This window comes from Clostridioides sp. ES-W-0016-02 (genome assembly GCF_020641035.1).
Lineage (GTDB): Bacteria > Bacillota > Clostridia > Peptostreptococcales > Peptostreptococcaceae > Clostridioides.
The window spans coordinates 2,847,092-2,869,439 of the sequence record NZ_CP061361.1 but is presented as its reverse complement, the minus strand read 5'-3'; the positions used below and the strand labels follow the sequence as shown (position 1 = coordinate 2,869,439).

The 22,348-nt window shown below is 27.4% G+C and carries 23 protein-coding genes and 1 tRNA gene; 21 read left to right on the top strand and 3 right to left on the bottom strand.

Features of this window, described 5'->3' with window-relative positions; genetic code table 11:
- The first annotated feature begins 53 nt into the window (after positions 1 to 53).
- The 8 genes from IC758_RS13680 (at position 54) to IC758_RS13645 (ending at position 7,366) form a co-directional block, all read left to right on the top strand.
- A complete protein-coding gene (locus IC758_RS13680; RefSeq protein WP_227432544.1) occupies positions 54 to 1,943 on the top strand; it encodes a BglG family transcription antiterminator in 1,890 nt (629 codons plus the stop codon).
- Between the two features lie 14 nt (positions 1,944 to 1,957).
- Positions 1,958 to 2,413 carry a PTS sugar transporter subunit IIA gene (locus IC758_RS13675; RefSeq protein WP_227482860.1) on the top strand — a complete coding sequence of 152 codons (456 nt, stop codon included), beginning with the start codon at positions 1,958 to 1,960 and terminating at the stop codon, positions 2,411 to 2,413.
- 57 nt (positions 2,414 to 2,470) lie between these two features.
- The gene (locus tag IC758_RS13670) at positions 2,471 to 2,788 is read left to right on the top strand and encodes a PTS fructose transporter subunit IIB (protein ID WP_227432546.1); all 318 of its coding nucleotides are present in this window, start codon (positions 2,471 to 2,473) and stop codon (positions 2,786 to 2,788) included.
- Between the two features lie 24 nt (positions 2,789 to 2,812).
- Positions 2,813 to 4,075, top strand: coding sequence for a PTS fructose transporter subunit IIC (locus tag IC758_RS13665; protein ID WP_227432547.1), 1,263 nt, complete (start codon positions 2,813 to 2,815; stop codon positions 4,073 to 4,075).
- A gap of 104 nt (positions 4,076 to 4,179) precedes the next feature.
- A complete protein-coding gene (locus IC758_RS13660; protein WP_227824186.1) occupies positions 4,180 to 5,244 on the top strand; it encodes an aminopeptidase P family protein in 1,065 nt (354 codons plus the stop codon).
- 56 nt (positions 5,245 to 5,300) lie between these two features.
- Positions 5,301 to 6,479: a MalY/PatB family protein gene (locus tag IC758_RS13655; protein WP_227860532.1), complete on the top strand. Its 1,179-nt coding sequence runs from the start codon at positions 5,301 to 5,303 to the stop codon at positions 6,477 to 6,479.
- A gap of 251 nt (positions 6,480 to 6,730) precedes the next feature.
- Entirely contained in the window at positions 6,731 to 6,928 is a 198-nt protein-coding gene (locus IC758_RS13650) for a helix-turn-helix transcriptional regulator (protein WP_227432550.1), read from the top strand.
- 3 nt (positions 6,929 to 6,931) lie between these two features.
- The gene (locus IC758_RS13645; protein ID WP_227860531.1) at positions 6,932 to 7,366 is read left to right on the top strand and encodes a tellurium resistance protein TerC; all 435 of its coding nucleotides are present in this window, start codon (positions 6,932 to 6,934) and stop codon (positions 7,364 to 7,366) included.
- Between the two features lie 177 nt (positions 7,367 to 7,543).
- Here IC758_RS13645 and IC758_RS13640 read toward each other — a convergent pair whose 3' ends face one another.
- Positions 7,544 to 8,599 carry an FAD:protein FMN transferase gene (locus tag IC758_RS13640; RefSeq protein ID WP_227432552.1) on the bottom strand — a complete coding sequence of 352 codons (1,056 nt, stop codon included), beginning with the start codon at positions 8,597 to 8,599 and terminating at the stop codon, positions 7,544 to 7,546.
- Positions 8,600 to 8,665: 66 nt separating this feature from the next.
- On the opposite strand from IC758_RS13640, the gene IC758_RS13635 reads away from it, so the two are divergent.
- From IC758_RS13635 to IC758_RS13615, 5 genes are all read left to right on the top strand, one after another.
- Positions 8,666 to 9,037 carry a NusG domain II-containing protein gene (locus IC758_RS13635; RefSeq protein ID WP_227432553.1) on the top strand — a complete coding sequence of 124 codons (372 nt, stop codon included), beginning with the start codon at positions 8,666 to 8,668 and terminating at the stop codon, positions 9,035 to 9,037.
- 40 nt (positions 9,038 to 9,077) lie between these two features.
- On the top strand, positions 9,078 to 9,752 hold the full coding sequence (locus IC758_RS13630) for a uracil-DNA glycosylase (RefSeq protein WP_227432554.1): 675 nt from the start codon (positions 9,078 to 9,080) through the stop codon (positions 9,750 to 9,752).
- Between the two features lie 241 nt (positions 9,753 to 9,993).
- Complete coding sequence (locus IC758_RS13625; RefSeq protein ID WP_227432555.1) at positions 9,994 to 10,833, top strand: G5 domain-containing protein; 840 nt, start codon at positions 9,994 to 9,996, stop codon at positions 10,831 to 10,833.
- A gap of 257 nt (positions 10,834 to 11,090) precedes the next feature.
- Positions 11,091 to 11,187: transfer RNA gene (locus IC758_RS13620), tRNA-Sec, on the top strand.
- A 156-nt stretch (positions 11,188 to 11,343) separates the two neighbouring features.
- Positions 11,344 to 12,048, top strand: a complete 705-nt coding sequence (locus tag IC758_RS13615) for a ThiF family adenylyltransferase (RefSeq protein ID WP_227432556.1) — start codon at positions 11,344 to 11,346, stop codon at positions 12,046 to 12,048.
- Between the two features lie 128 nt (positions 12,049 to 12,176).
- On the opposite strand, the gene IC758_RS13610 is transcribed toward IC758_RS13615, so the two are convergent.
- Entirely contained in the window at positions 12,177 to 13,013 is an 837-nt protein-coding gene (locus tag IC758_RS13610) for a ComEC/Rec2 family competence protein (protein WP_227432557.1), read from the bottom strand.
- Between the two features lie 186 nt (positions 13,014 to 13,199).
- Between IC758_RS13610 and IC758_RS13605 the strand changes: the two genes are divergently transcribed.
- From IC758_RS13605 to holA, 4 genes are all read left to right on the top strand, one after another.
- A complete protein-coding gene (locus IC758_RS13605) occupies positions 13,200 to 14,105 on the top strand; it encodes a DUF2156 domain-containing protein (protein ID WP_227432558.1) in 906 nt (301 codons plus the stop codon).
- Between the two features lie 8 nt (positions 14,106 to 14,113).
- Positions 14,114 to 15,298 carry an enhanced intracellular survival protein Eis gene (gene eis / locus IC758_RS13600; RefSeq protein ID WP_227482854.1) on the top strand — a complete coding sequence of 395 codons (1,185 nt, stop codon included), beginning with the start codon at positions 14,114 to 14,116 and terminating at the stop codon, positions 15,296 to 15,298.
- 129 nt (positions 15,299 to 15,427) lie between these two features.
- Entirely contained in the window at positions 15,428 to 16,708 is a 1,281-nt protein-coding gene (locus tag IC758_RS13595; RefSeq protein ID WP_227860530.1) for a ComEC/Rec2 family competence protein, read from the top strand.
- The gene (gene holA / locus IC758_RS13590; protein ID WP_227432561.1) at positions 16,671 to 17,714 is read left to right on the top strand and encodes a DNA polymerase III subunit delta; all 1,044 of its coding nucleotides are present in this window, start codon (positions 16,671 to 16,673) and stop codon (positions 17,712 to 17,714) included. Before IC758_RS13595 ends, holA begins: the two co-directional genes overlap by 38 nt.
- A 189-nt stretch (positions 17,715 to 17,903) precedes the next feature.
- On the opposite strand, the gene rpsT is transcribed toward holA, so the two are convergent.
- Positions 17,904 to 18,170, bottom strand: coding sequence for a 30S ribosomal protein S20 (rpsT, locus tag IC758_RS13585; RefSeq protein ID WP_227432754.1), 267 nt, complete (start codon positions 18,168 to 18,170; stop codon positions 17,904 to 17,906).
- A 541-nt stretch (positions 18,171 to 18,711) separates the two neighbouring features.
- On the opposite strand from rpsT, the gene IC758_RS13580 reads away from it, so the two are divergent.
- The 4 genes from IC758_RS13580 to spoIIP all read left to right on the top strand — a co-directional run bounded on the left by IC758_RS13580 (position 18,712) and on the right by spoIIP (position 22,331).
- A complete protein-coding gene (locus IC758_RS13580; RefSeq protein WP_227855362.1) occupies positions 18,712 to 19,233 on the top strand; it encodes a helix-turn-helix domain-containing protein in 522 nt (173 codons plus the stop codon).
- Between the two features lie 33 nt (positions 19,234 to 19,266).
- Positions 19,267 to 20,052 carry an alpha/beta fold hydrolase gene (locus IC758_RS13575; RefSeq protein WP_227860529.1) on the top strand — a complete coding sequence of 262 codons (786 nt, stop codon included), beginning with the start codon at positions 19,267 to 19,269 and terminating at the stop codon, positions 20,050 to 20,052.
- A gap of 303 nt (positions 20,053 to 20,355) precedes the next feature.
- Positions 20,356 to 21,306, top strand: a complete 951-nt coding sequence (gene gpr / locus IC758_RS13570) for a GPR endopeptidase (RefSeq protein WP_227432564.1) — start codon at positions 20,356 to 20,358, stop codon at positions 21,304 to 21,306.
- A 17-nt stretch (positions 21,307 to 21,323) separates the two neighbouring features.
- Positions 21,324 to 22,331 (top strand): stage II sporulation protein P, encoded by a 1,008-nt coding sequence (gene spoIIP, locus IC758_RS13565; protein WP_227432565.1) that lies wholly within the window; start codon positions 21,324 to 21,326, stop codon positions 22,329 to 22,331.
- The last annotated feature ends 17 nt before the right edge of the window (positions 22,332 to 22,348 follow it).

Below are 22,348 nucleotides of genomic sequence, written 5' to 3'. Positions count from 1 at the left end.
TACAACTAAAATTTTATTTGATATATAATTGAAATCAAAGAGAAGGTGATACAATGATAACTAAGAAACATGCAGTAATAGTAAAAAGTTTAAGCAATAAAGATGGATATATGACATCAAATGAACTAGCTATTAAATTAGATGTATCTACTAAAACTATTAAAAGATATATAGCAGATTTAAATGGTATTTTGAGTAAGTATGATTTAGAAATAGATTCTTCAAGAGGTATAGGATATAAGCTAAGTGGCTCTAAAACCAACATATCAAAAGCTGTAAAAGAAGCAAATAAATATATAAATGGTTTCTTGGATGATTCTGAAGAAGCAAGGATGTCAAATATAATATGTATGCTGATTAACAGAAATTATATGAGTATAGAAGTAATGGCAGAAGAATTAAATCTAAGTATAGCAGCCATAAATAAATTATCTAGTAAGCTTAAAAGAAAACTTGAAAAGTATGACTTAGTTATAAAATCTAAACCTTATTATGGAAGCTATATATATGGTGAAGAAATTAATATAAGACAGTTGATTACTGATTATGCAATAAAGTTGGATGAGAAGAGTAAAATCAAAGTATTTTTGGATGATATCAGTGAAAACGATATAAATTGCATAGAAAGTATTTTAGAAAAGCATTTAAGAGAAAAAGAAACAATAATTTCAGATAAAGACTTTAATCTTTTACTTTCAAAAATAATAGTTTCTGTGTTTAGAAGTAAGAGAGGTCATAGCAAAAATATAAATTTAATAGATACAGGATATAGATTTCATAATTACAGTTTTATAGAAAAGCTTATGAAAGAAATATCTGATAAAGTTGGATTTAAACTTATTGAAGATGAAGTAATTTATATTTCCAATTATTCTGGTGTAATAGCATATAGAGGTGCACAAGGAATAAAAAATGCAAGTGAAATTGAAGAAAGAATAAGTAGCGTTATAAGTAGTGCTCTTCAAGATATACTTCTTATTTCAGGAAGTGACTATACAAAAGATGAAGAGTTTATGATAGCGATATCTGACCATATAAAGAGGTTTTTAAATAGAGCAAAAGCTAATATAAAATCTAATAATCCTCTGCTTCATCAAATAAAAGAGAAATTTCCAATAGCTTTTAACTTAGCTGTGTTTTTATCAAATAAGCTAGAAACTGAATTTAATTTAAAATTAGATGAAGATGAACTTGGATATATAGCTATTCACTTTGCTGCTTCAAATGAAAGAATGAAAAAAAATACAAGTAAGAAAATTTGTATAGTTTGTCATTATGGTATAGGCACAGGTCAGCTTCTTTCTGAAAAATTAAAGCAGAATATAAGTGACTTAAATGTTGTAGGTGTTTATCCATTTAGATATCTTGATATGGCAATAGGTCAAGATGTTGATTTGGTAGTATCAACAGTTGAATTAAAAGGATATGAAAAGCCAGTCTTATATATAGAAAATATATTTGATGATAGCCTAATTGAAAACGTAAACAAAGCCTTTTATGAAAAGGAAGAAAGAAGAAAAATAATAAGTAATATGTTTGATGAAAGAGCTTTTTTCAGTATAAAAGCAAATACAAAAGAAGAAGTTATACTTTCGCTTTCAAACAAGTTAAAAGAAAGAGACTTTATAGAAGAAAGCTCAATAAAAAGTATAATAGATAGAGAAAATATTTCATCAACTGAAATAGGAAATCTAGTAGCTATACCTCACACAATAGTGAAGGGAGATAAAAAATCTATAATCGGAGTTGGAATACTTGAAAATCCAATAATTTGGGATAAGCAAGAAGTTCAACTAGTATTTATGGTATTTTTTAATACTAAAGAAAAACATAATTTTTCAATATTTAAATACCTTTACAATTTTATAAAAGATGAAGGTGGAGTAAGAGGAATTATTAAAATATGTGACTTTAATAAATTAATGGCACTGATAGGTAATTAAGGAGGAAATTAACAATGGGAACAAACATATTTAACAAAGAATATGTATTTTTAAATACTGAGGCTAAGTCTAAGGTTGAGGTTTTAAAATTTATAGCTAAGAAAGCTAAAGAATTAAATTTAACAGAAGATGAAAATCTAGTATACGAAGGCTTAGCAGCTAGAGAAGAGCAATTTACTACAAATTTGGGAGAATCTATAGCAATACCTCATACTAAAAATGATGCAATTGAAAATCCAGCAGTAGTGGTACTAAAGTTTAATGATAATGTTGTTTGGAATGAAGGTGAGGACAATGTCAAATTGGCAATAAGTTTGCTTATGCCAGGAAAAAGTAAAGAAAACATACACCTTAAATTATTATCGTCTCTTTCAAGAAAATTAATAAATAAAGATTTTAAAGATTCTCTTTTAAAGAGTGATAATGTGGAAGAAATCGCTAATTTAATAAATGAAGCTTTAGGTTTATAGATAAATACTAAAGTTAAAATAAAAACAATTAATTAAAGTAAATAGGAGGAATTTAAAATGAATAAAAAATTAGTAGCATTATGTGCTTGTCCAATGGGACTAGCTCACACTTTTATGGCAGCAGAAGCAATAGAGCAAGCTGCAAAGGCATTAGGTTATGAAGCAAAAGTTGAAACTCAAGGTGCAGATGGTGTGCAAAATGAATTAACAAGAGAAGACATATTAGGAGCAACTATGATAATACATGCAGTAGCAATAACACCAGAAGGTATGGAAAGATTTGATGGTTGTGAAGTTTATGAGGTTGAATTACAAGAGGCTATAAAGAATGCAGAAGGTGTTATAAAGGAAATAGAAGAGGATTTAGGAATATAATAAATTTACTGTGGAGGAAATAGAATGGCAATCAAGAAAAAAGTTATAAACAGTTCAGGTGCTTCTACAACAGGAGGCAATAACGCAGGAAAAACTACTCCATCTAATCCAACTCAATCAAAGGGAAATGGAAAATGGAAAGAAATTAGTAAACATATAATGACAGGTATATCATATATGATACCAGTCTTAGTAATGGGTGGACTTATAGGAGCTTTATCTCAATTAATACCATATGCAATATTAGGGCTTGACCCATCTGTAGGTATAGTTGATGCTATGAACTCAGGTGAATTTACAGGATTTAAACTTAGCCTTTTAAACATGGCACAATTAATGTCAAACTTCGGATTTACTCTGTTTGGATTTGCAATACCACTATTTGCAGCATTCTGTGCAAATTCTATAGGTGGAAAAACAGCCCTAATCGCAGGATTTATAGGTGGATATATAGCTAATAAACCTGTAGGTGTACCACAATTCGTAGATGGACAATGGACAGAAGTTGTACCAGTTGCATCAGGATTCTTAGGTGCCATATTAATCGCATTTATAATAGGATATTTTGTAAAATGGTTAAATAAATCTATAAAAGTTTCTCATAACTGGTTAGCTTTTAAAACAACATTTTTAATACCACTAATAGCATCATTAACTTGTATGGTATTGATGATATTTATAATAACTCCATTTGGTGGATTAATTAATGAAAGTATGAAAAACTTCTTAACAGCAGCAGGAGCAGCGGGAGAATATGTATATGCAACAGCTTTAGCAGCAGCTACAGCATTTGACTTAGGTGGGCCAATAAATAAAGCAGCAGGATTCGTTGCACTTGGTTTGACTACAGAAAATGTACTACCAATAACAGCAAGAACAATAGCTATAGTTGTTCCTCCAATTGGATTAGGACTTACAACTTTATTAGATAAAAGATTAGTGGGAAGAAGAGTATATGATAGACAATTCTATCAAGCAGGAAAAACTTCTATATTCCTATCATTTATGGGTATATCAGAGGGAGCAATACCATTTGCACTTGAGAGACCAGGTTTTGTTATACCTTTAAATATCGTAGGAAGTATAATAGGAGCTATTACAGGTATAGTTTTAGGGGCAATTCAGTGGTTCCCAGAGTCAGCTATATGGGCATGGCCTCTAGTAGATAACTTATTTGGATATGTAATAGGTATAGCAGTTGGTGCTATATTCATAGCTGTAGGAAATGTATTTTACAGAAATAAATTAATAAAGGATGGTAAACTTGTTGTAGATTATATTGATTAATTTATAAATTTTACTATCTATAATAACATTGGCTGGTAATATTGATTGAAACAATATTACCAGCCTTACCTATATGATTAATTAAGGGTGGTGAAGATAAAATTATGAATAAAATAGAAAAAATAAGAAAGTATCTTAAAGAGTATAATGTAGATGGAATTCTTATTAATAGTTCTACCAATAAGTTTTATATTGGAAATCTATTTAGTTCATCAGGCTATGTTTTTATAACGAAAGATAAACAATATATAATAGTAGATTTTAGATACTTTGAAGAAGTTAAAAGAAAATCAGATTTATTTGATGTTATATTAATGGATAAAAATAGAACGTATTTTGATATAATTAATGATATTTGCAGAAATCAAAATATAAAAGAAATTGGCTTTGAAGGAAGTGAAGTATCTTTTGACTCATATAAAAGTATGAATAACAAATTAAATGTAACTTTAAAATCAATTGATTTATCTACTTTAAGAAAAGAGAAAGATGAAGATGAAATAAAATATATAAAAAAAGCTTGTGAAATAGTAGATGCTACGTTTTATCATATAATTGACTTTATAAAAGTTGGTATGACTGAAAGACAAGTAGAAAATGAAATTGTAAGATTCATAAAAGAATTAGGCGGACAAAAAGAATCATTCGACACTATAGTTGCATCTGGTTTGAGAGGAGCCTTACCTCATGGAAAAGCTAGTGAAAAAATTATAGAATATGGAGATTTTGTTACATTCGATTTTGGAGCAAAGTATAATAATTATTGTTCAGACATTACTAGAACTATTTGTATGGGAACTACAAATAAAGAACTAGAAAAAATATATAATATAGTAAAGAAAGCTAATGAAGAGTGTATAAAGGTTTTAAAGCCAGGCATGACTGCTGGTGAAATAGATAAGGTTGCAAGAGATATAATTAGTTCATATGGATATGGTGATAATTTTGGACACAATCTGGGTCATGGTGTAGGTATTATGGTTCATGAGTATCCAGCATTAACTTCAGAATCAAATGAAGTATTAAAAGAAGGCATGGTTGTAACTATAGAGCCTGGTATATATGTGCCAGAACTTGGAGGAGTAAGAATTGAAGATGATGTACTTATAACTCAAGATGGGTGTATGAGATTGACTGTATCTACCAAAGATTTAATAGTTGTAAATTAAAAATAAATTGTAGCTAAGTATTTTTATAATAATAAGAAAAGACGAGGTAAATTTAAATGTATAATTTTGATGATAGACCAGATAGAGTAAGTGAAAAGTGTAGAAAGTGGGATTTAAATATTATAAGAGATAAATTTGGAGATATTAAAGAAGATTTTGTACCAATGTGGATTGCTGATATGGATTTTAAAATACCAACAGAAATAGAAAGTAAATTTATTGAAGCTGTAAAAAGAGGTGTATTTGGATATACATACTGTTATGATGAATTTTATGATTCAGTTATTGGGTGGCAAAATGATATGCATAAAGTAAATGTAGAAAGAGAATGGATTACATTGACTTATGGAACTGTGTCAACACTTCACTATGTAGTACAAGCTTTTTGTAAAAAAGGAGATAGTATAATATTAAATACACCAGTTTATGACCCATTTGAATCATCAGCTAAAAAGCAGGGTGTAAATGTAGTTTGTAATACATTAGATGTGATAAATGATAGATATTATATAAATTTTGATAGATTAGAATGTCAAATTAAAGAAAATAAACCTAAGTTAATGATGTTTTGTACACCACATAATCCATCAGGAAGAATTTGGTCAATTGAAGAAATGACGAAAGTAGCAACTATATGTAAAGAAAACAATGTTATTTTAGTTGCAGATGAAGTACATGCAGAGCATATTCATTATGGCGAATTTAATTCTATTCTTAAGCTTGAAAGAGAACTTTTAGAAAATATTATCCTATTGACATCACCAAATAAAGGGTTTAATCTTGGAGGATTAAAGACCTCTTATTCAATAGTTATAAATAAGGATATAAGAGATACTTTTAGAAAGAAACTAAAACAAAATTCTATAACTTCTCCAAATGTATTTGGAATAATAGGATTAATAACAGCTTATGATGAATGTAGAGAGTGGTTAAGGAACGTAAATGAGTATATAAAATCAAATTATGAACTTTTAGAGAATTGGGTAAATAAATATGAGAAGATTAAACTAATGAAGATGGAATCGTCTTATTTGGCTTGGATGGACATAAGCAATCTAGGACTAAGTGCAAGTGAATTTACAGATAGGTTAGCTGTCAATACAGGAGTGCTAATAGAAGATGGAAGTCACTTTGTAAAAGATGGAGAAAAGTATGTTAGGATAAATTTAGGAACTCAAAAAGAAAATGTAATTGAGGCATTAAATAGAATGGATTTGTTTGTAAAGTCGTTATAAAAAGTTAGTTGAGTTATTTATTAAAAATAAAAAAATGTAGGTTGTTTCAAAGATGTACTAAAAAAGATTAAAAAATAAGGTTTATAGACATCAAGATGTAATTCAATTATAAAATTAAATATGTTTAATGATAGGCATTTCTAATGAAATGTCTATTTTTATATATATTTTGTAAAGTTTCCTTTACAAAAATAAAAGCAAGTGGTATATTATAAATGTAAAGGAAACTTTACAAAAAGGAGGCAATCTTTTTGAAAAATCGTGTAGAGGATTTAAGAAAGAAAAAAGGTCTTAATCAAGAAGATTTTGCAAAAATTCTTAAGGTTTCAAGGCAGACGATTAGTTCTATTGAAAATGGAAAATATAATCCATCTTTAGAACTTGCATTTCAAATATCTGATTTTTTTGAAATGTCGATTGAAGAAATATTTTTATGGAAGGAGAAATAGTTCATGGAAAAGAAAAATTTAAGAATAGGAATTGTATTTGTAGTTTTAGGTGTTATTTTCTTGTTTCTTTGTTTAATGAATGGTGATAAGTTAGGTTCTTTGTTTGCTGGACTAGCAGGAGGCTTTGGATTTGGTGGAATTTCTGCCATTTATCGTTACTTTTACTGGAATAAGCATAAAGAAGAATACAAAGAAAAGCTCGAAATAGAAAACATTAATCTTCATGATGAAAGAAATGTTATGTATAGAGATAAAGCAGGAAGATATGCTTACATTGTATGTATGATAATAATTCCTATATCTGCTTTTGTTTTCTCTGTACTAAATGCATTAGATATATACAACTCATTGGTAATAATCAGATATTTATTTGTTTTGTGGATTGTTTTATATGTTGTAGGAGTTATTTATTATCGAAAGTTAAAGCGTAATGGGTAGTGTTTTATACAAATCAAGCTATAAATATGGTATATACATAAGTACAATTTGTTTTAGACTACTTAGTATATACCATATTTTATATAAAACTTAAATTTACATTAGTTATATTAGAGTTATTTAAATTTGTATGTATAAATTTGTATGCATAATAGATATAGTTATTATTTAAACTCATTATTTATTGAACTTTTTAATAGAAAAAGCTTTGTCTGTAAGTTTAAAATTATTTTGTATGCCATTAGTTAAATATACTTTTTTATCTTTGGTTATAAATATAGCATCTACATTATCAATACTATTAATTAAATCCATACCTTTTTCAAGTCCAAGTCCAAATGTAGAAGTGGATAAAGCATCACAATTAATAGATTTATCAGAGATTATTGTAACACTGCTTAAGTTGTTTTCAAAAGGGTATCCTGTAAATGGATTTAACATATGGTGATATATTTTACCATCTTTTTCTATAAATCTCTCATAAATTCCAGATGTAACAACAGATTTATTTGTAGTTTCTATATTCCCTATAGATTCTCCATTTTTGCTAGTTGGGTCTTGAATACCAATTTTAAAAGGTTTGTTATTTTTGCTATCTTCTAAAGTAAATATATTACCTCCCAAGTTTACTAAAGCTTTTTTTATACCTTCTGATTTCAAATAGCCTACGATTTTATCAGCAGCATATCCTTTAGCTATTGCCCCTAAATCAATTTTCATATCTTCTTTAGCTAACTTTATAGATTTATTTTTTTCATCTAATATAATATTTTTGTAATCAATGAGCGGCAGAAGTTCGTTTATCTCAGAGTCATTTGGGACTTTAGCCTTGTCTGTTCCAATTGCCCATAGATTGGATAGTGGACCAACTGTTATATCAAAGTATCCATTTGACAACTTAGAGTATTCTATAGCCTCTTGTACAACAAAAAATGTATCATCAGAAACTTTGACAAAATCTTTACCAGCATTATCATTTATTTTAGAAACATCGCTTCCTGGTATATGGGTACTCATCTTGTTATCAATATATCTTAAAATTGAATCACATTCATTTAAAATTTTATCACTTTTTGATTCTTTTATATTAAATATAGTAACTTCATTTACTGTACCAAGGTAATAGCTTGTCTTACTATATTTAGTATTTTGACTTGAACTCCTAAAAAATGAAAATAAAATTAATGCTAAAATCAATATCACAAAAATAAATGTGATTTTTTTCTTATTCATGGTATATTCCTCCTATGAAATTGTGTTATTATCTTATTATAGCATAATTTCATAGGAGGACAAAAAATGAAGAAAAAAGACATTCTTCTTATTTTAGGTGTTTTGATTGTTATCACAGCATGTTATGGAATAATAAATGTTATAAATTCTAAAAATGCTGGAAGTATTGAAATTTATGTAGATAATAAATTGTATAAGACTGTTTCAATAAATGCCAAAGAAGAATTTAAAATAGAAAATAGAGGAGGGTACAATATAGTTAAAATTCATGACAAAGGTGTGGAGATAATAGATGCTTCATGTCCTGATAAGGTGTGTGTACATACAGGTTTTATAAACAAACCAAGTCAAAGTATAGTTTGTATACCTAACAGAGTGAGCATAAAAATAAATACTAATGAAAAGAATGACAATCAAGAGGACATAATTTCTAAATAAAACAATAAATAAAAATAGCTGAAAGGAATTGGTGATAACTATGGTTAATTTAGGAAACGATTGGAATGAATTATTAAAGGAAGAATTTGAAAAAGAATATTATTTAAATTTAAGAAAATTCCTTATAGATGAATATAAGACACGTCAAATTTTTCCTAATATGCATAACATATATGAAGCTTTAAAACACACTTCATATAAAGATACAAAAGTTTTAATACTAGGACAAGACCCCTATCATGGAGATAATCAAGCTCATGGTTTAGCTTTTTCAGTTCAACCACAAGTAAAAACTCCACCATCTCTATTAAATATGTACAAAGAGTTGAAAGAAGATTTAGGATGCTTTATACCTAATAATGGATACTTAATGCCTTGGGCAGACCAAGGTGTGTTACTTTTAAATACAGCACTTACTGTTAGAGCACATGAAGCCAATTCTCATAAAAATAAAGGGTGGGAAATTTTCACAGATAGAGTGATTTCTATTTTAAGTGACCGTGAAGACCCAGTAATTTTTGTACTGTGGGGAAGTAATGCGCGTAAAAAAGTAGAATTGATTGATACAAGTAAGCATTATATTTTGGAAGCACCTCATCCAAGTCCATTATCAGCAAGTAAAGGTTTTTTTGGATGTAAGCACTTCTCTAAGATAAATGAAATTCTCGAAAAGCTAGGAAAAGAACCTATCAATTGGCAGATAGAAAATATATAAAGATAAAAGGTAACAAAATGATAACAAAACAACAATAAACAATGACATTGTTGTAACTAATAGAAATATGCTTCAATAGTTGAAAATACTATGTATGCATATTTCTATTTTTTTGTCAAGTTGACAACTCTTGAAAAAATAGTTACAATTTAGTTACACAAAAAACAAAAAAGAAATTTACGAAGCAGAAGATTACGAAGCAAAATATATAGTGTAAAAAATTTGAGGGAGGAAATTTTATATGAATTTAAAGAAATTGAGTAATGTTAAAGTCTCGGCAATGGCGGTTGTTTTATCAGTTGGAATTTTATCTGGATACTCTGCACTTAATAAACAAGTAACATTAGTAGTAAAAGGAGAAGAAAGAACTGTATCTACATTTAGTTCTAATGTAGGAGACCTTTTGGAAGCCCAAAACATTAGCTATGATGGAAATGATATAGTTAGTTTGGATGTAAATTCAAAGTTATCTAATGGAGATAAAATAGAAGTAATTGATGTTAAGGAAAAAACAGTTGTAGAGACTAAAGACATTCCGTTTGAAGTTACAGTTGTTGAAGATAACTCTTTGTCAAAAGGAGATTCTAAAGTTAAAGAAGAAGGAAAATCTGGTAAAAGTGAATTAGTATATAAAGAAACTTATCACAATGGCAAGAAAGTAGAAAAGGAATTTGTGAAAAAAGTTGTTACATCTGAGCCAGTTAATAAAGTTGTAAATAAAGGAACAAAAGTAGAAATGCAAGTAGCTTCATCAAGGGGAGAAAGTTCAAGAAGGATGGCTTCATCTTCTTCAAGTAGTAGCAGTAGTAACAATGGTAGAAGTATGAGAGTTGTAGCAACTGCATATTCTGGTCATAGTATAACTGCAACAGGAACAAAGCCTAAGTGGGGAACAATAGCTGTAGACCCTAAGGTTATACCATATGGAACGAAAGTATATATACCTCAATTTGATATGGTATTTACTGCTGAAGACTGTGGTGGTGCGATAAAAGGAAATAAAATTGATATATTTATGAATGACTCAAAGACAGTTTATAATTGGGGAAGAAAAACTATAGATATACGTATATTAAAATAATTAAATAATTTATATTTATACTGGAAATTGTATTTTGATTAAATAGAGGAAAAATTCTTTATAGATAATTAAAATATGGTTTCCAGTTTTTAAGTTTATAAATATAGTTATAAATATAATAAGAAGATATATAAATATTAATTGCTATAGATAAAAACTATTTAAAATATGATTTGCTATCAAATTAATCTATAAAAATTGTTGCAAAGAGTCAAAATATATGATATTATAGATTTCGTTGAGAAACGTTTCGTTATGGGAGTGGATGGGTGCCGGTGTGCCCTCTAGTCTTCAAAACTAGTATGAGGGGTTAAGAGCCTCTTAGGTGGGTTCGATTCCCACGCATTCCCGCCAGTATAAAAGGTATCTTTTAATATTAAAAGATACCTTTTTAAATTTAAAAATTATTTTGAGATAATTTAGTTTTAGTAATATATAATATCTAGTATTATATAATGTAAATTTTCTAATACTAATATTAGGTATATAAAAGTCTAGGAGAGTGGAAAAATGGAAAATAACTTTACAACGAGAACTAGTTTTCTAGTTGGAGATGATGGTATAGAAAAACTTAAAAATTCAAATGTAATAGTATTTGGAGTTGGAGGAGTAGGTAGTTTTACTGTTGAAGCTTTAGCAAGAGCTGGAGTGGGTAATCTCACTATTGTTGATTTTGATGATGTAGATATAACAAATATAAATAGACAAATACCAGCATTACATTCAACTGTGGGAAAATATAAAGTCGATGTTATGGAAGAAAGAATTTTAGATATAAATCCTAATATTAATATAAAAAAAATAAGAAATCTTTATAATAAAGATACTAGTAGTGAAATACTAACAGAAAGATATGATTATGTTGTGGATGCAATAGATATGGTAAGCTCGAAGATACATTTAATTGAAACATGTGAAAAAAGAGGTTTAAAAATAATAAGTTCTATGGGTATGGGAAATAAATTGGACCCAACTAAAATAGTTGTTACTGATATACACAAAACAAGTACTTGTCCTTTAGCTAAAGTCATGAGAAAAGAGCTTAGAGATAGAGGAATTAAAAAATTAAAGGTGGTATATTCAACTGAACAACCAATAGAACTTAAAAAGAAAGTCATGAATGGTAAAAAGGTAACACCAGGTAGTGTATCATTTGTGCCATCTGTTGGAGGTCTAGTAATTGCATCTGTAATAGTTAATGAATTATTAGGGTAATAATGCTAAATATTTTATCTATAAATTTTATGGACATATTTTAAAGGCTAAAAGCATCAATATAAAACCATTTTATGTTGATACTTTTAGCCTAGTTCTGTTATGTAGTTACAGTTTTATTTCTTATGTTAAGTGTCTATTTTATATTTGTGTTTTGTAAATATCATTTTACCATCACTATAAAAAACAATATCACCTATTTTATCTGTCCTATAAATTGATATATTGTTTTGTTTTAAATTATTGATAACTTCCTTATGAGGATGTCCATATTGATTTTTATATCCACACGATATTGCGGCTATATCTGGATGAATTTTTTCAATAAATTCTAAAGTAGTTGATGAATTGCTTCCATGATGACCGATTTTTATAAAATTGATGTTATCTAATTTAAAATAATGTAAAATTTCTTTTTCAATTGCTTCTTCAGCATCGCCCATAAATAAAAATGAGGTGTCATTAAAATTTAATTTAAAAACTATTGAGTTTAAATTAGGTTCTTCCTGTATATATGAAGGACTTAATACATATATATTTATATTGTTATCGATATTTAAAACATCATCTCTGTATAGATACTGTATAGATAGGTTTTTATCATTACAAGAACTTATTAGATTTTGATAAGCTTCACTTTCTGTTGATTGTTCAGGCATATAGATGGAGTTTACATTAAATTTTTTTATGACATTATCAAGACTTCCTATATGGTCTGAATCTGGATGCGTAGCTATTATTATATCAATGGTTTTTATTCTTTTTTGTTTCAAGTAACTAGTAACTATATTTCCACTATCTTCATCACCTCCATCAATTAATATATTTTTCTTTGTAGGTGTTTGAACTAAAAGACTATCACCTTGTCCAACATCTATCATATGTATAGATAGTAGAGATTTTTTGTCACAAGCACTTAAAAGTGATATTATAATAAGTATTAATAAAAAAATTTTATTTCTCAATAAAAAATCACTCCAGTCATTACATGTTTATATAATTTTATGATGGGTAATATAAGATATATGGGAACTATCCTATTTTATATTTTAGACAATATAAGTGAAATTAATACCATAACTAAATTGGAGTTTTTATAGATACAAAATAAAATTTTAAAAAATTAAGCAATAAAAAGGTAGGAGGATTTTATGTTTTTCAAAGATATTGAACTAAATTCAAAAAAGGAGCTAGACCCTTATTTTGATTTAGTAGATTATGAAGCTTGTGAGTACTGTTTTAGTACTTTATATATGTGGCAACATGTTTATAAGACAGGATACTATATAGGTGAAGATTTTGCTGTTTTAGTTGGTGAATATGAAGGAGATAGTTTCTCAATATTACCACTTGCTAAAAAAGACAAACTTCCAGAAGTTGTAGATTTTGTACTTGAGTATTTTTCACATAACAACAAAAAAATATACTTAAGAGGTATTACTACTGAAGTGGTAGAATTTTTAAAAGAAAAATACCCAAATAGATTTGAGTATATAGAAGAAAGAGATTTATTTGATTATATCTATGATGCAGAAAGTTTAAGAACGCTAGCAGGTAAAAAGAATCAAAAGAAGAGAAATCATATAAATTATTTCTTAAAAGAATATGCAGGTAGATATGAAGCAAGATTATTAGATAAAGAAAACTTCAATGAATGTTTAGTATTAATGAAAGAATGGGAAAGTAACAAAGAAGAAAATAACGAATTTGATGAAAGTATGGATGATGAATTAGTTGGTATCAAAAAGATATTTAACAATTATGATATTTTAAAAGATAAAGTAAAAGTATTTGGTGTATATGTGGATGGAAAATTAGAAGCATTTAGTATCGGAGAGCTTTTAAATAAAAACATGGCATTAATTCATATAGAAAAAGCCAATCCAGATATAAGAGGTTTATATCCATTTATAAACCAACAATTTTTAGTAAGTGAATTTAAAGATGTTGAGTTTGTAAATAGAGAAGAAGACTTAGGTATTGAAGGTCTGAGAAAAGCTAAACTTTCTTACCACCCTTGTAGATTTGTTGAAAAGTACAGTGTTAGGGAGGCTTAATAAACTATATGGAGATTAGGTATGCTAAAGAAGAAGAAATAGAAAGTATAAAAGAAATATGGAGTTATTGCTTTAATGATAGTGAAAGTTTTATGAAATACTATTTTAATGATAAATATAAATATGAAAATACTGTAATAGCTTTAGATGAAGGAAAAATTGTTTCCTCTCTTCAGCTAAACCAGTATAAATTAAGTTTAAATAGTAAGGTATACAATACATCGTATGTAGTAGGGGTTTCCACACTTCCTGAGGGGAGAGGAACTGGCTATATGAGTAAAGTTATTAAATTTACTTTAAATGAGTTGTATAAGAAAGGACAACTAGTATCTATATTAATGCCAATTGATTATAGACTTTATAGAAGGTTTGGATATGAGCATTGTTATGACCAAATTGAATATACTATCAAAACAGATGATTTAAAAACTTTCAAGGCAAATGGAAAAATGATAAAAGCTAATTTATCACAAATTGATGATTTAATTAAAATAGATAAAGTATTTTTAAATGAGGTTAATGGTAATGTGTTAAAAGATGAACATTATTATGAAAACTTATTTAAAGAAATCCAAAGTGAAGATGGACATTTATATATCCATGAAGATAGTGAAAAAGATGGATATGTAATTTATTTTCTTCAAGGAGATAAAATGTTTGTCAGAGAGCTATTTTATAAAAACATAGATGCTCTTAAATCAATGCTTAAATTTATATATAATCACAATACTCAATGTAAGATAGTTACTATAGCTACTCCTATGATAGATAAGATAAGGTTTATATTAGACAATCCTAAAGACTGTGAGATAAAAATAAAACCTTTTATGATGGGAAGAGTTATAAATGTAAAGCAATTTATTGAAGATATAGATATTGATAAGGATATTAATGGCTCTATAAAATTATATATAGAAGATAAATATATAGAAGAGAATAATGGACTATTCAAAATATCTATACAAAATAAAAAAGTAATGTTAGAAAAATTAAATAAAGAATGTACAGATGAGCTTCAAGAGTGTTTTGATATTAAATTAGATATAAATGCTTTAACACAATTGGCATTTTCTTATATAGACATTGAAGAAGCACTTTTATTAAATAATATAAAGGGTATTTCAAAAAAAACAATAGAAATACTTAATTGCATTTTTTCTAAAAAAGATAATTATATAAATGAATATATATAGAAGTGAAAATACGTCAAAAGATTTTAATAAATCTTTTGACGTATTCTTTTGTTTATAGAATAATTTCTTTTGTTTAAAAAATATTTATTTGAAAATAATCTAAATAATATGTTTTCTAGAGGAGTGATTATGATTCAAATAAGAAGACCTTTACTAATTATATTAATATTTGTGATAGCTGTATCTTTTATTATCACAAATAAGAAGAAAGAGGATGAAAAATTTAATGATAAGATAATAACTATACAAGGAACAGTTAAAGGAAGATTTGAAAAGCCTAGATATAATCAGTATAAAGTAGGCGCTTTCTTAATAAATGATTACACAAGAACTAAAAATTTGAAAATTGGTCAGAAAGTTAATATTACAGGCAAATTTAAAAGTTTAGCTAAAATGAAATATGAAGATTTTGATTATGGAAGGTATATAAAAAGCACTGGATATAAAGGTATAATATATATAAATAGCTATAAAATTATTGGTAAGAATAAAATATATGACTTAATAGGTAAAGTAAAGTTTTACATAAATAAAACGTATAGATATTTATATAAGAAAAATTCGGATTTTATAAATTCTATATTGTTAGCAGAAGTTGAAAATCTGACAGATGAGCAAAAAGAAATGTTCACCAGAACAGGAACTAGCCATGTAATATCTATATCTGGTCTTCATACAGGCATACTATGTGTTGTAATTGCTTTTTTATTAAGAGGTATAAATAAATTGTATAAATTATTAATATTGTCGATTTTTATATCTTTATATTGTATAATGGTAGGTGCGTCTCCATCTATAATTAGGTCTATAACATTTGTTATGGTTTTCTATTTATCAGTCTTTATTAATAGAAAAAAGGATGGAATATCAACACTGTCTCTAATAGGGATAGTTTTAATTATAAATAACCCCTATGTTATATATAATGTAAGTTTTCAATTATCTTTTTTAGCTACATTCTCTATACTAATATTTTACAATAAAATAAATAGTATTATAAAATTAAGTATGGTATCATTGACAATATCGTCAAATATATTAACCTTGCCTATAATATATTATACATTTAAAGGTATACCATTGGTTTCAATCATAGGAAATTTAATCATAGTACCATTTATAGGTATAATAATGTATTTGAGTATTGCAAGTTTAATAATATTTAAAATAAGTGTAGTAATAGCTAAAATAATAGCTTTATTTAACAGTACATTGATAGAAATCATATTTTTTTTACTAGAGAAACTCAGCAATTTAAATTTTACATATATTGATATAGATAACCCTAAACTTTATATTGTAGTGATTTATTACATAGGAGTATTTTTTTACATATTTTACATAGAAGGAAAAGAGATAAAGGAGCAAGAAAATGGATTACAAGGATATTATAAGGAATATAAAAGATAAAAAACTTGAGAAAATGTATCTTTTTTATGGCAGAGAGTATTATTTAATAGAAAATGCAATAAAAGTCTTTAAAGAGAATTTAAACGAAGGAATGCTCGATTTTAACTTAGATATAATAGATGGAAAGGAAATAGTCTTAAATCAGCTTATAAGCTCTATAGAGACACTTCCTTTTATGGATGATAGAAAAATAGTAATAGTAAAAGACTTTGAGTTACTAAAAGGAAAGAAAAAGAATTTTACAGATAGTGACGAAAAATACTTGATAGAGCATTTAGATAATACTCCAGACACTACTACCATAGTTTTTGTTGTATACGGAGATATTGACAAAAGAAAATCTTTAGTTAAAAAGATAAGTAATAATGGAATTGTTTTTAACTGTGACAAGCTTTCTGATATGGACTTATTTAAGTGGATAAAAAAATCTTTTGCTCTAAATGAAGTTATAATAGAAAACTCTCAGATAATGTATTTTATTGAACAAGAAGGATATAGAGATAAAAGTAGTGAAAAGACTTTATCAGACTTAGAAAACGAGATAAATAAAATTAGCTCATTTGTTGGAAAGGGAAATAGTGTAACTAATGATATAATAGATAAATTATCTCCTAAAAAGGTTGAAAATGATATATTTAAGTTAATTGATTATATTGGAGAGCAAAGTGCTTCTAATGCAATGAAAATATTGAATGATATGATACAGGAGGGCGAATCTGTTTTAGGTATATTTTCTATGATAGCTAGACAGTTTAAAATAGTTATGCAAGTAAGACAATTACAATTAGAGGGATACTCAGCAAAACTTATAGCAGATAAATTAAAAATTCATCAATTTGTAATAGGAAAAGCATTAAAGCAGGCTAAGAACTTTTCTGATGATATAATCATAGAAATTTTAAACTATATATTAGAAAGTGATTATAAAATAAAAACAGGTCTTATAAGGGATACCTTAGCAGTAGAAATGTTGGTTAGTAGATACTGTAAAAGACAAGCAGTGTAAAAAAATTATACATTAATAAAAAATAAATAGCAAGATATGTTATAGTTCAAAGTACAAGTAGGCTAGATTGAGTCTAAGAGTATATAATCTACTATAATATGTCTAACTATTTATTTTTTATTGTATAAATTTCCAAAATAAAAAACCCCTACATAGGGGTTATTATATATAAGAAATATAAACTGGTAATTAAGCGTTCATACCGTTTAACTTTTGAGCTAATTTAGCTACTTTTCTAGCTGCAGCATTCTTATGTATAGTTCCTTTAGAAGCTACTTGGTATATTCTTTTTTGAGCGTATTGGAACTTAACAACAGCATCCTCTCTGTTTCCAGCTGCAACAGCATCTTCGAATCTTCTTATTGCAGTTTTTATTTGAGATTTTCTAACTCTATTTAAAGCAGTTTTCTTTTCGATAACACTTATTCTTTTCTTAGCTGATTTTATATTTGCCACCGTGTTCACCTCCCTGTATTTTTTTCTCATATTCATCGTCAACATATTAGATTTTAACAGAAATAAATCTAAAAATCAAGGATTATTATTTATATATTTTAATAATGTTTTTTGTTTTGATTTTTTAGACTATAAATTATGTATAAATAATTTGAAATATTTTGTTTTTATGTTGATATATTTTGTTCTTTAAATATTTTAATAGATACAATTTAATATTTTATTTTTGTAACATATATCTTGAAATAATACAAATTATTAACATACATTTTGATAGTATTTCCAATAATTATAAGATAATACAAGAAATTACTCATTTTTATGGACTTAGTAATAAATTTTATAAAAATATGAATTTATATGGTTAATATGAAAGTTTTTCTATTAATTAAAGGTAATTTTTTTATTGTTGCAGATAAGCAGAACTATACTATCGCTATTTTTATTACTGTTGACTGTTTAATAGTTTTATATCATACTCTTGCATAGTCTAAAAAATTAGACTATAATAATTTTATGGATTAAAGAAAGGATTGATAAAGTGGATACAACAAAACTAATTTTAAATCCAGCTAGACTCCGAATTTTACAGTATATCAGAATTCATGGTAGTGTTCGTACATCTGATATTGTGAAGTATCTAAGTGATATTCCTCGTGCAACAGTTTACCACCATGTTAAAATTTTGGAAGATAACAATATGATTGAAGTAGTTAAAGAAAATCGTGTACGTGGTACAATTGAAAAAATTTATTCATTAAAGGAATATGCTTTGGATATGGAAGTAGATGCATCTGTTTCACTCTCTACAGCATTTCATATGGGTTTGATGCAAGAAATGAATGAGTATTTTAGTTTGAAAAATCAAGCCCATAAGAAAGACAATGTATTTTTCACTTCAGCATTGTTATATATAACTGATAGAGAATATGAAAATCTTCTTCAAAGTATAGTTGATTTATTAAAGCCATACATAGACCAAGAACCCAAATCAGATTTAAAACTCCGAAAACTCTCAATTATATCTTCTCCACCTGCAAAAAATGATGAGAAGAAGAAATAACAAACATTTTGTTTTTATAAGGAGGTATTATATATGAACTTTCATGAATTTGGGAATAAAAACAATCCACATATCATGCTGATTCATGGAGGTGGGAATGCATGGTGGAATTATTTACGACAAGCACGAGTATTGTCTGAATACTATCATGTAATACTTCCTACACTGGATGGTCATGGAGAAGAATACAAGACTGCATATATTTCTACAGAGGATACAGCAGATAAATTGATGAAATATATAGATGAAAAGTGTGGTGGTCATCTTTTTTCTCTGTGTGGAGTATCTCTTGGTGGACAGATTGTTATAGAGATTTTATCTCGAAAACCAGATATTACTGAAAAGGCAATTATTGATGGCAGTATTTGCTATCCTAGACCCAATATGGCACGAGCTTGTATGATGTCGATTCGATTTTTTAGAGGGCTTTTATTTAGTGAAAAAGCTTGTAGATTTCAAATTGCTATGATGTCAAAATTATTTCCAAAAAACATGCAATATCCAGATGAAATTAAGAACTATTATATGAAAGATATGCCACATGTCAGAAAAGAAACACTCTATGCTATGTATCGTACTTATATGATGAAGTACACACTTAAGGAGAGTTTAAGAGAAACTACAGCACAAGTGATGTATTGGTATGGTGAAAAGGAAATGAAATGTGTAAAAAACTCTGCAAAGATATTTCAGTCTTATGTACCTTCTTGTAAAATTTATGAAGCTAAGGGATATAATCATGGTTATCTAGCTATTTATTTGCCAAATGAGTGGTTGGAGATTGCTGAACCATTTTTTCAACAGAATGAAATGATATAGAAATTATAAAGTTATTTTGATAAAAAAGAAATGTATAATGAATGAAAATTTGACAGGAATTTGATAATATGAAATTGATAAATAGATTAAAAGGTAGCACCTATATAAATAGTTGCTACCTTTTTATATTTGTAAATAGATGATAGTTAAGGAAGTTTACTGACTATTTACTGACCAAACTCAATTTTCTTACATTGAAAGCCTTAATTTTACTTGTTTTAAATAAATTTATAGTTTTTTGTTATAAAATACTAAATTTTGTTAACAATTATAATTAGCATTTAATTTATACTGGAGGTTTATATGATTAATGTAAGAACAGATTTGGCTTTAGAAGCTAGTGAAATGTGTGAAAAATCTCAAGAAGGAAGTAGTATTCCTGGGGTGGAAATAGAAACTAAAGAATTAGAAAATTGTGTTGTAACAAAAGTTGAAGTAATAGATGAACAAGGTTCAGAGATAATGAACAAAGATATAGGAAAGTATATAACCCTAGAAAGTAATCTTATGAAGTTTGATGATGATGAGTCAAGAGAAGAGATGATAAATTATCTAAAAGATGAATTAGTAGATGTATTTGGACAAGACAAAAATAAAAAGACACTAGTAATTGGTCTTGGAAATAGAAATATTACTTCTGATGCATTGGGTCCCAAAAGTGTATCTAAAACACTAGTAACTAGACATCTCTTTAAAAATTACAACAAGGATTATGATGATGATTTTACTGAGGTATCAGCTCTAAGTCCAGGGGTTATGGGTGTTACTGGGATAGAAACTAGTGAAGTAGTGAAGTCACTAGTTGAGAAAGTTAAGCCAGATAGAGTAGTAGCAATAGATGCACTAGCATCAAGAAAAATGGAAAGAGTAAACTCTACTATACAAATATCAACAGCAGGAATATCACCTGGTGGAGGTGTTGGTAATACAAGAAAATCTCTCACTAAAGAAACCTTAGGAGTGGATGTTATTGCAATAGGAGTTCCAACTGTGGTTGACGCAGCAACTCTTACTATAGATGTTTTGGATATGGCAATAGATAATTTAATATCTCAATCAGAAGAAACAGAAAGTTTTTATAATATGTTGAAAAAACTTAAAGAGGAAGAAAAATATCATCTAATAAAAGATTCATTAGATCCATATGATAAGAACTTAATCGTAACACCAAAAGATATAGATGATACAATTGAAAATCTATCTATAATAATAAGTGAAGGTCTGAATAGGTCTTTACATCCAGGTAGATTGTAAAATAAGGAGGAGCAAATATGTTTAAAAAATGCATTAAAGTAGTAACCTTGACTTTTATATTAGCATGCATTTTACCAGGAAAATCATTGGCTTTAAATCAAGATGACTTTTTAAAGTTTTTAGTAAATTCATCTTATCCAGAAGCTAAAGTCGAAGGAAATAATACAGAAAATAAAAAGAGTGATAAAAATAAAGAAGCAAGTAAAGAAAGTAAAGATGAAAATAAAAAATCTGAGGATGTAAGTAAGTCCGACAATAAGAAAGAAAGCGAAAAAGAATATATAAAACTTTATGTTGGTAAAGAAAATGTTCCAGATATTGAGTCAAAAAACTCAGATACAACTGAAACTAGTACTGCGTCTAGTGCAGAGTATAAAGATGACTTAAGAGTGACTAAAGAAAATCCAAGAATTTTGATATATCATACTCATGGGTGTGAAACTTATTCAAACTCACCTGATGGAAATTATCATTCAAGAGATAAGAAAAATTCAGTAATGGAAGTAGGAAATGCATTAACTAGTGCTTTAGACAGTAAGGGATGGGGTGTAGTCCATACTACTAAATACCATGACTATCCATCTTATAATAACTCTTATGCAAGTAGTTTAAAAACAATAAAAAGTATACTCCCTAAATATAATACAGTGGACATAGCAATAGATTTACATAGGGATGCTAGGGATTTAACTAATCCAGCCACTAAAGAAAAAGACCATTTGAAATATACAACTATGATAAATGGAGAGAGAGTATCTAAATTCTTCTTTGTTGTAGGAGGAAAAAATGAAAATAAAGCACAACTTAGAGCTTTAGCAGATGATATAACTGCTTTTGCTGAAAAGAAATATCCAGGCTTGGTGTCTCCAATAGTAGAAAAAGACTATGCTAGATTTAATCAATTTGCAGTTAAAAATCACATGTTAATAGAAATTGGAAATAATGCAACGAGTATAGAAGAATCTAAGGCTACTACAAAGTATCTTGCTGAAATTTTAGATGAATATTTTAAACAAAAAAATTAGATTGTTTAGTGTAATTA

Bases quoted from the DNA above. Each gene is read 5' to 3' on its own strand.
- IC758_RS13655 (WP_227860532.1), top strand. From the start codon at position 5,301: ATGTATAATTTTGATGATAGACCAGATAGAGTAAGTGAAAAGTGTAGA.
- IC758_RS13625 (WP_227432555.1), top strand. From the start codon at position 9,994: ATGAATTTAAAGAAATTGAGTAATGTTAAAGTCTCGGCAATGGCGGTT.
- IC758_RS13615 (WP_227432556.1), top strand. From the start codon at position 11,344: ATGGAAAATAACTTTACAACGAGAACTAGTTTTCTAGTTGGAGATGAT.
- IC758_RS13645 (WP_227860531.1), top strand. From the start codon at position 6,932: ATGGAAAAGAAAAATTTAAGAATAGGAATTGTATTTGTAGTTTTAGGT.
- IC758_RS13675 (WP_227482860.1), top strand. From the start codon at position 1,958: ATGGGAACAAACATATTTAACAAAGAATATGTATTTTTAAATACTGAG.
- holA (WP_227432561.1), top strand. From the start codon at position 16,671: ATGGATTACAAGGATATTATAAGGAATATAAAAGATAAAAAACTTGAG.
- spoIIP (WP_227432565.1), top strand. From the start codon at position 21,324: ATGTTTAAAAAATGCATTAAAGTAGTAACCTTGACTTTTATATTAGCA.
- eis (WP_227482854.1), top strand. From the start codon at position 14,114: ATGGAGATTAGGTATGCTAAAGAAGAAGAAATAGAAAGTATAAAAGAA.
- IC758_RS13635 (WP_227432553.1), top strand. From the start codon at position 8,666: ATGAAGAAAAAAGACATTCTTCTTATTTTAGGTGTTTTGATTGTTATC.
- IC758_RS13660 (WP_227824186.1), top strand. From the start codon at position 4,180: ATGAATAAAATAGAAAAAATAAGAAAGTATCTTAAAGAGTATAATGTA.
- IC758_RS13670 (WP_227432546.1), top strand. From the start codon at position 2,471: ATGAATAAAAAATTAGTAGCATTATGTGCTTGTCCAATGGGACTAGCT.
- IC758_RS13640 (WP_227432552.1), bottom strand. From the start codon at position 8,599: ATGAATAAGAAAAAAATCACATTTATTTTTGTGATATTGATTTTAGCA.
- IC758_RS13605 (WP_227432558.1), top strand. From the start codon at position 13,200: ATGTTTTTCAAAGATATTGAACTAAATTCAAAAAAGGAGCTAGACCCT.
- IC758_RS13665 (WP_227432547.1), top strand. From the start codon at position 2,813: ATGGCAATCAAGAAAAAAGTTATAAACAGTTCAGGTGCTTCTACAACA.
- IC758_RS13630 (WP_227432554.1), top strand. From the start codon at position 9,078: ATGGTTAATTTAGGAAACGATTGGAATGAATTATTAAAGGAAGAATTT.
- gpr (WP_227432564.1), top strand. From the start codon at position 20,356: ATGATTAATGTAAGAACAGATTTGGCTTTAGAAGCTAGTGAAATGTGT.
- IC758_RS13595 (WP_227860530.1), top strand. From the start codon at position 15,428: ATGATTCAAATAAGAAGACCTTTACTAATTATATTAATATTTGTGATA.
- IC758_RS13680 (WP_227432544.1), top strand. From the start codon at position 54: ATGATAACTAAGAAACATGCAGTAATAGTAAAAAGTTTAAGCAATAAA.
- IC758_RS13575 (WP_227860529.1), top strand. From the start codon at position 19,267: ATGAACTTTCATGAATTTGGGAATAAAAACAATCCACATATCATGCTG.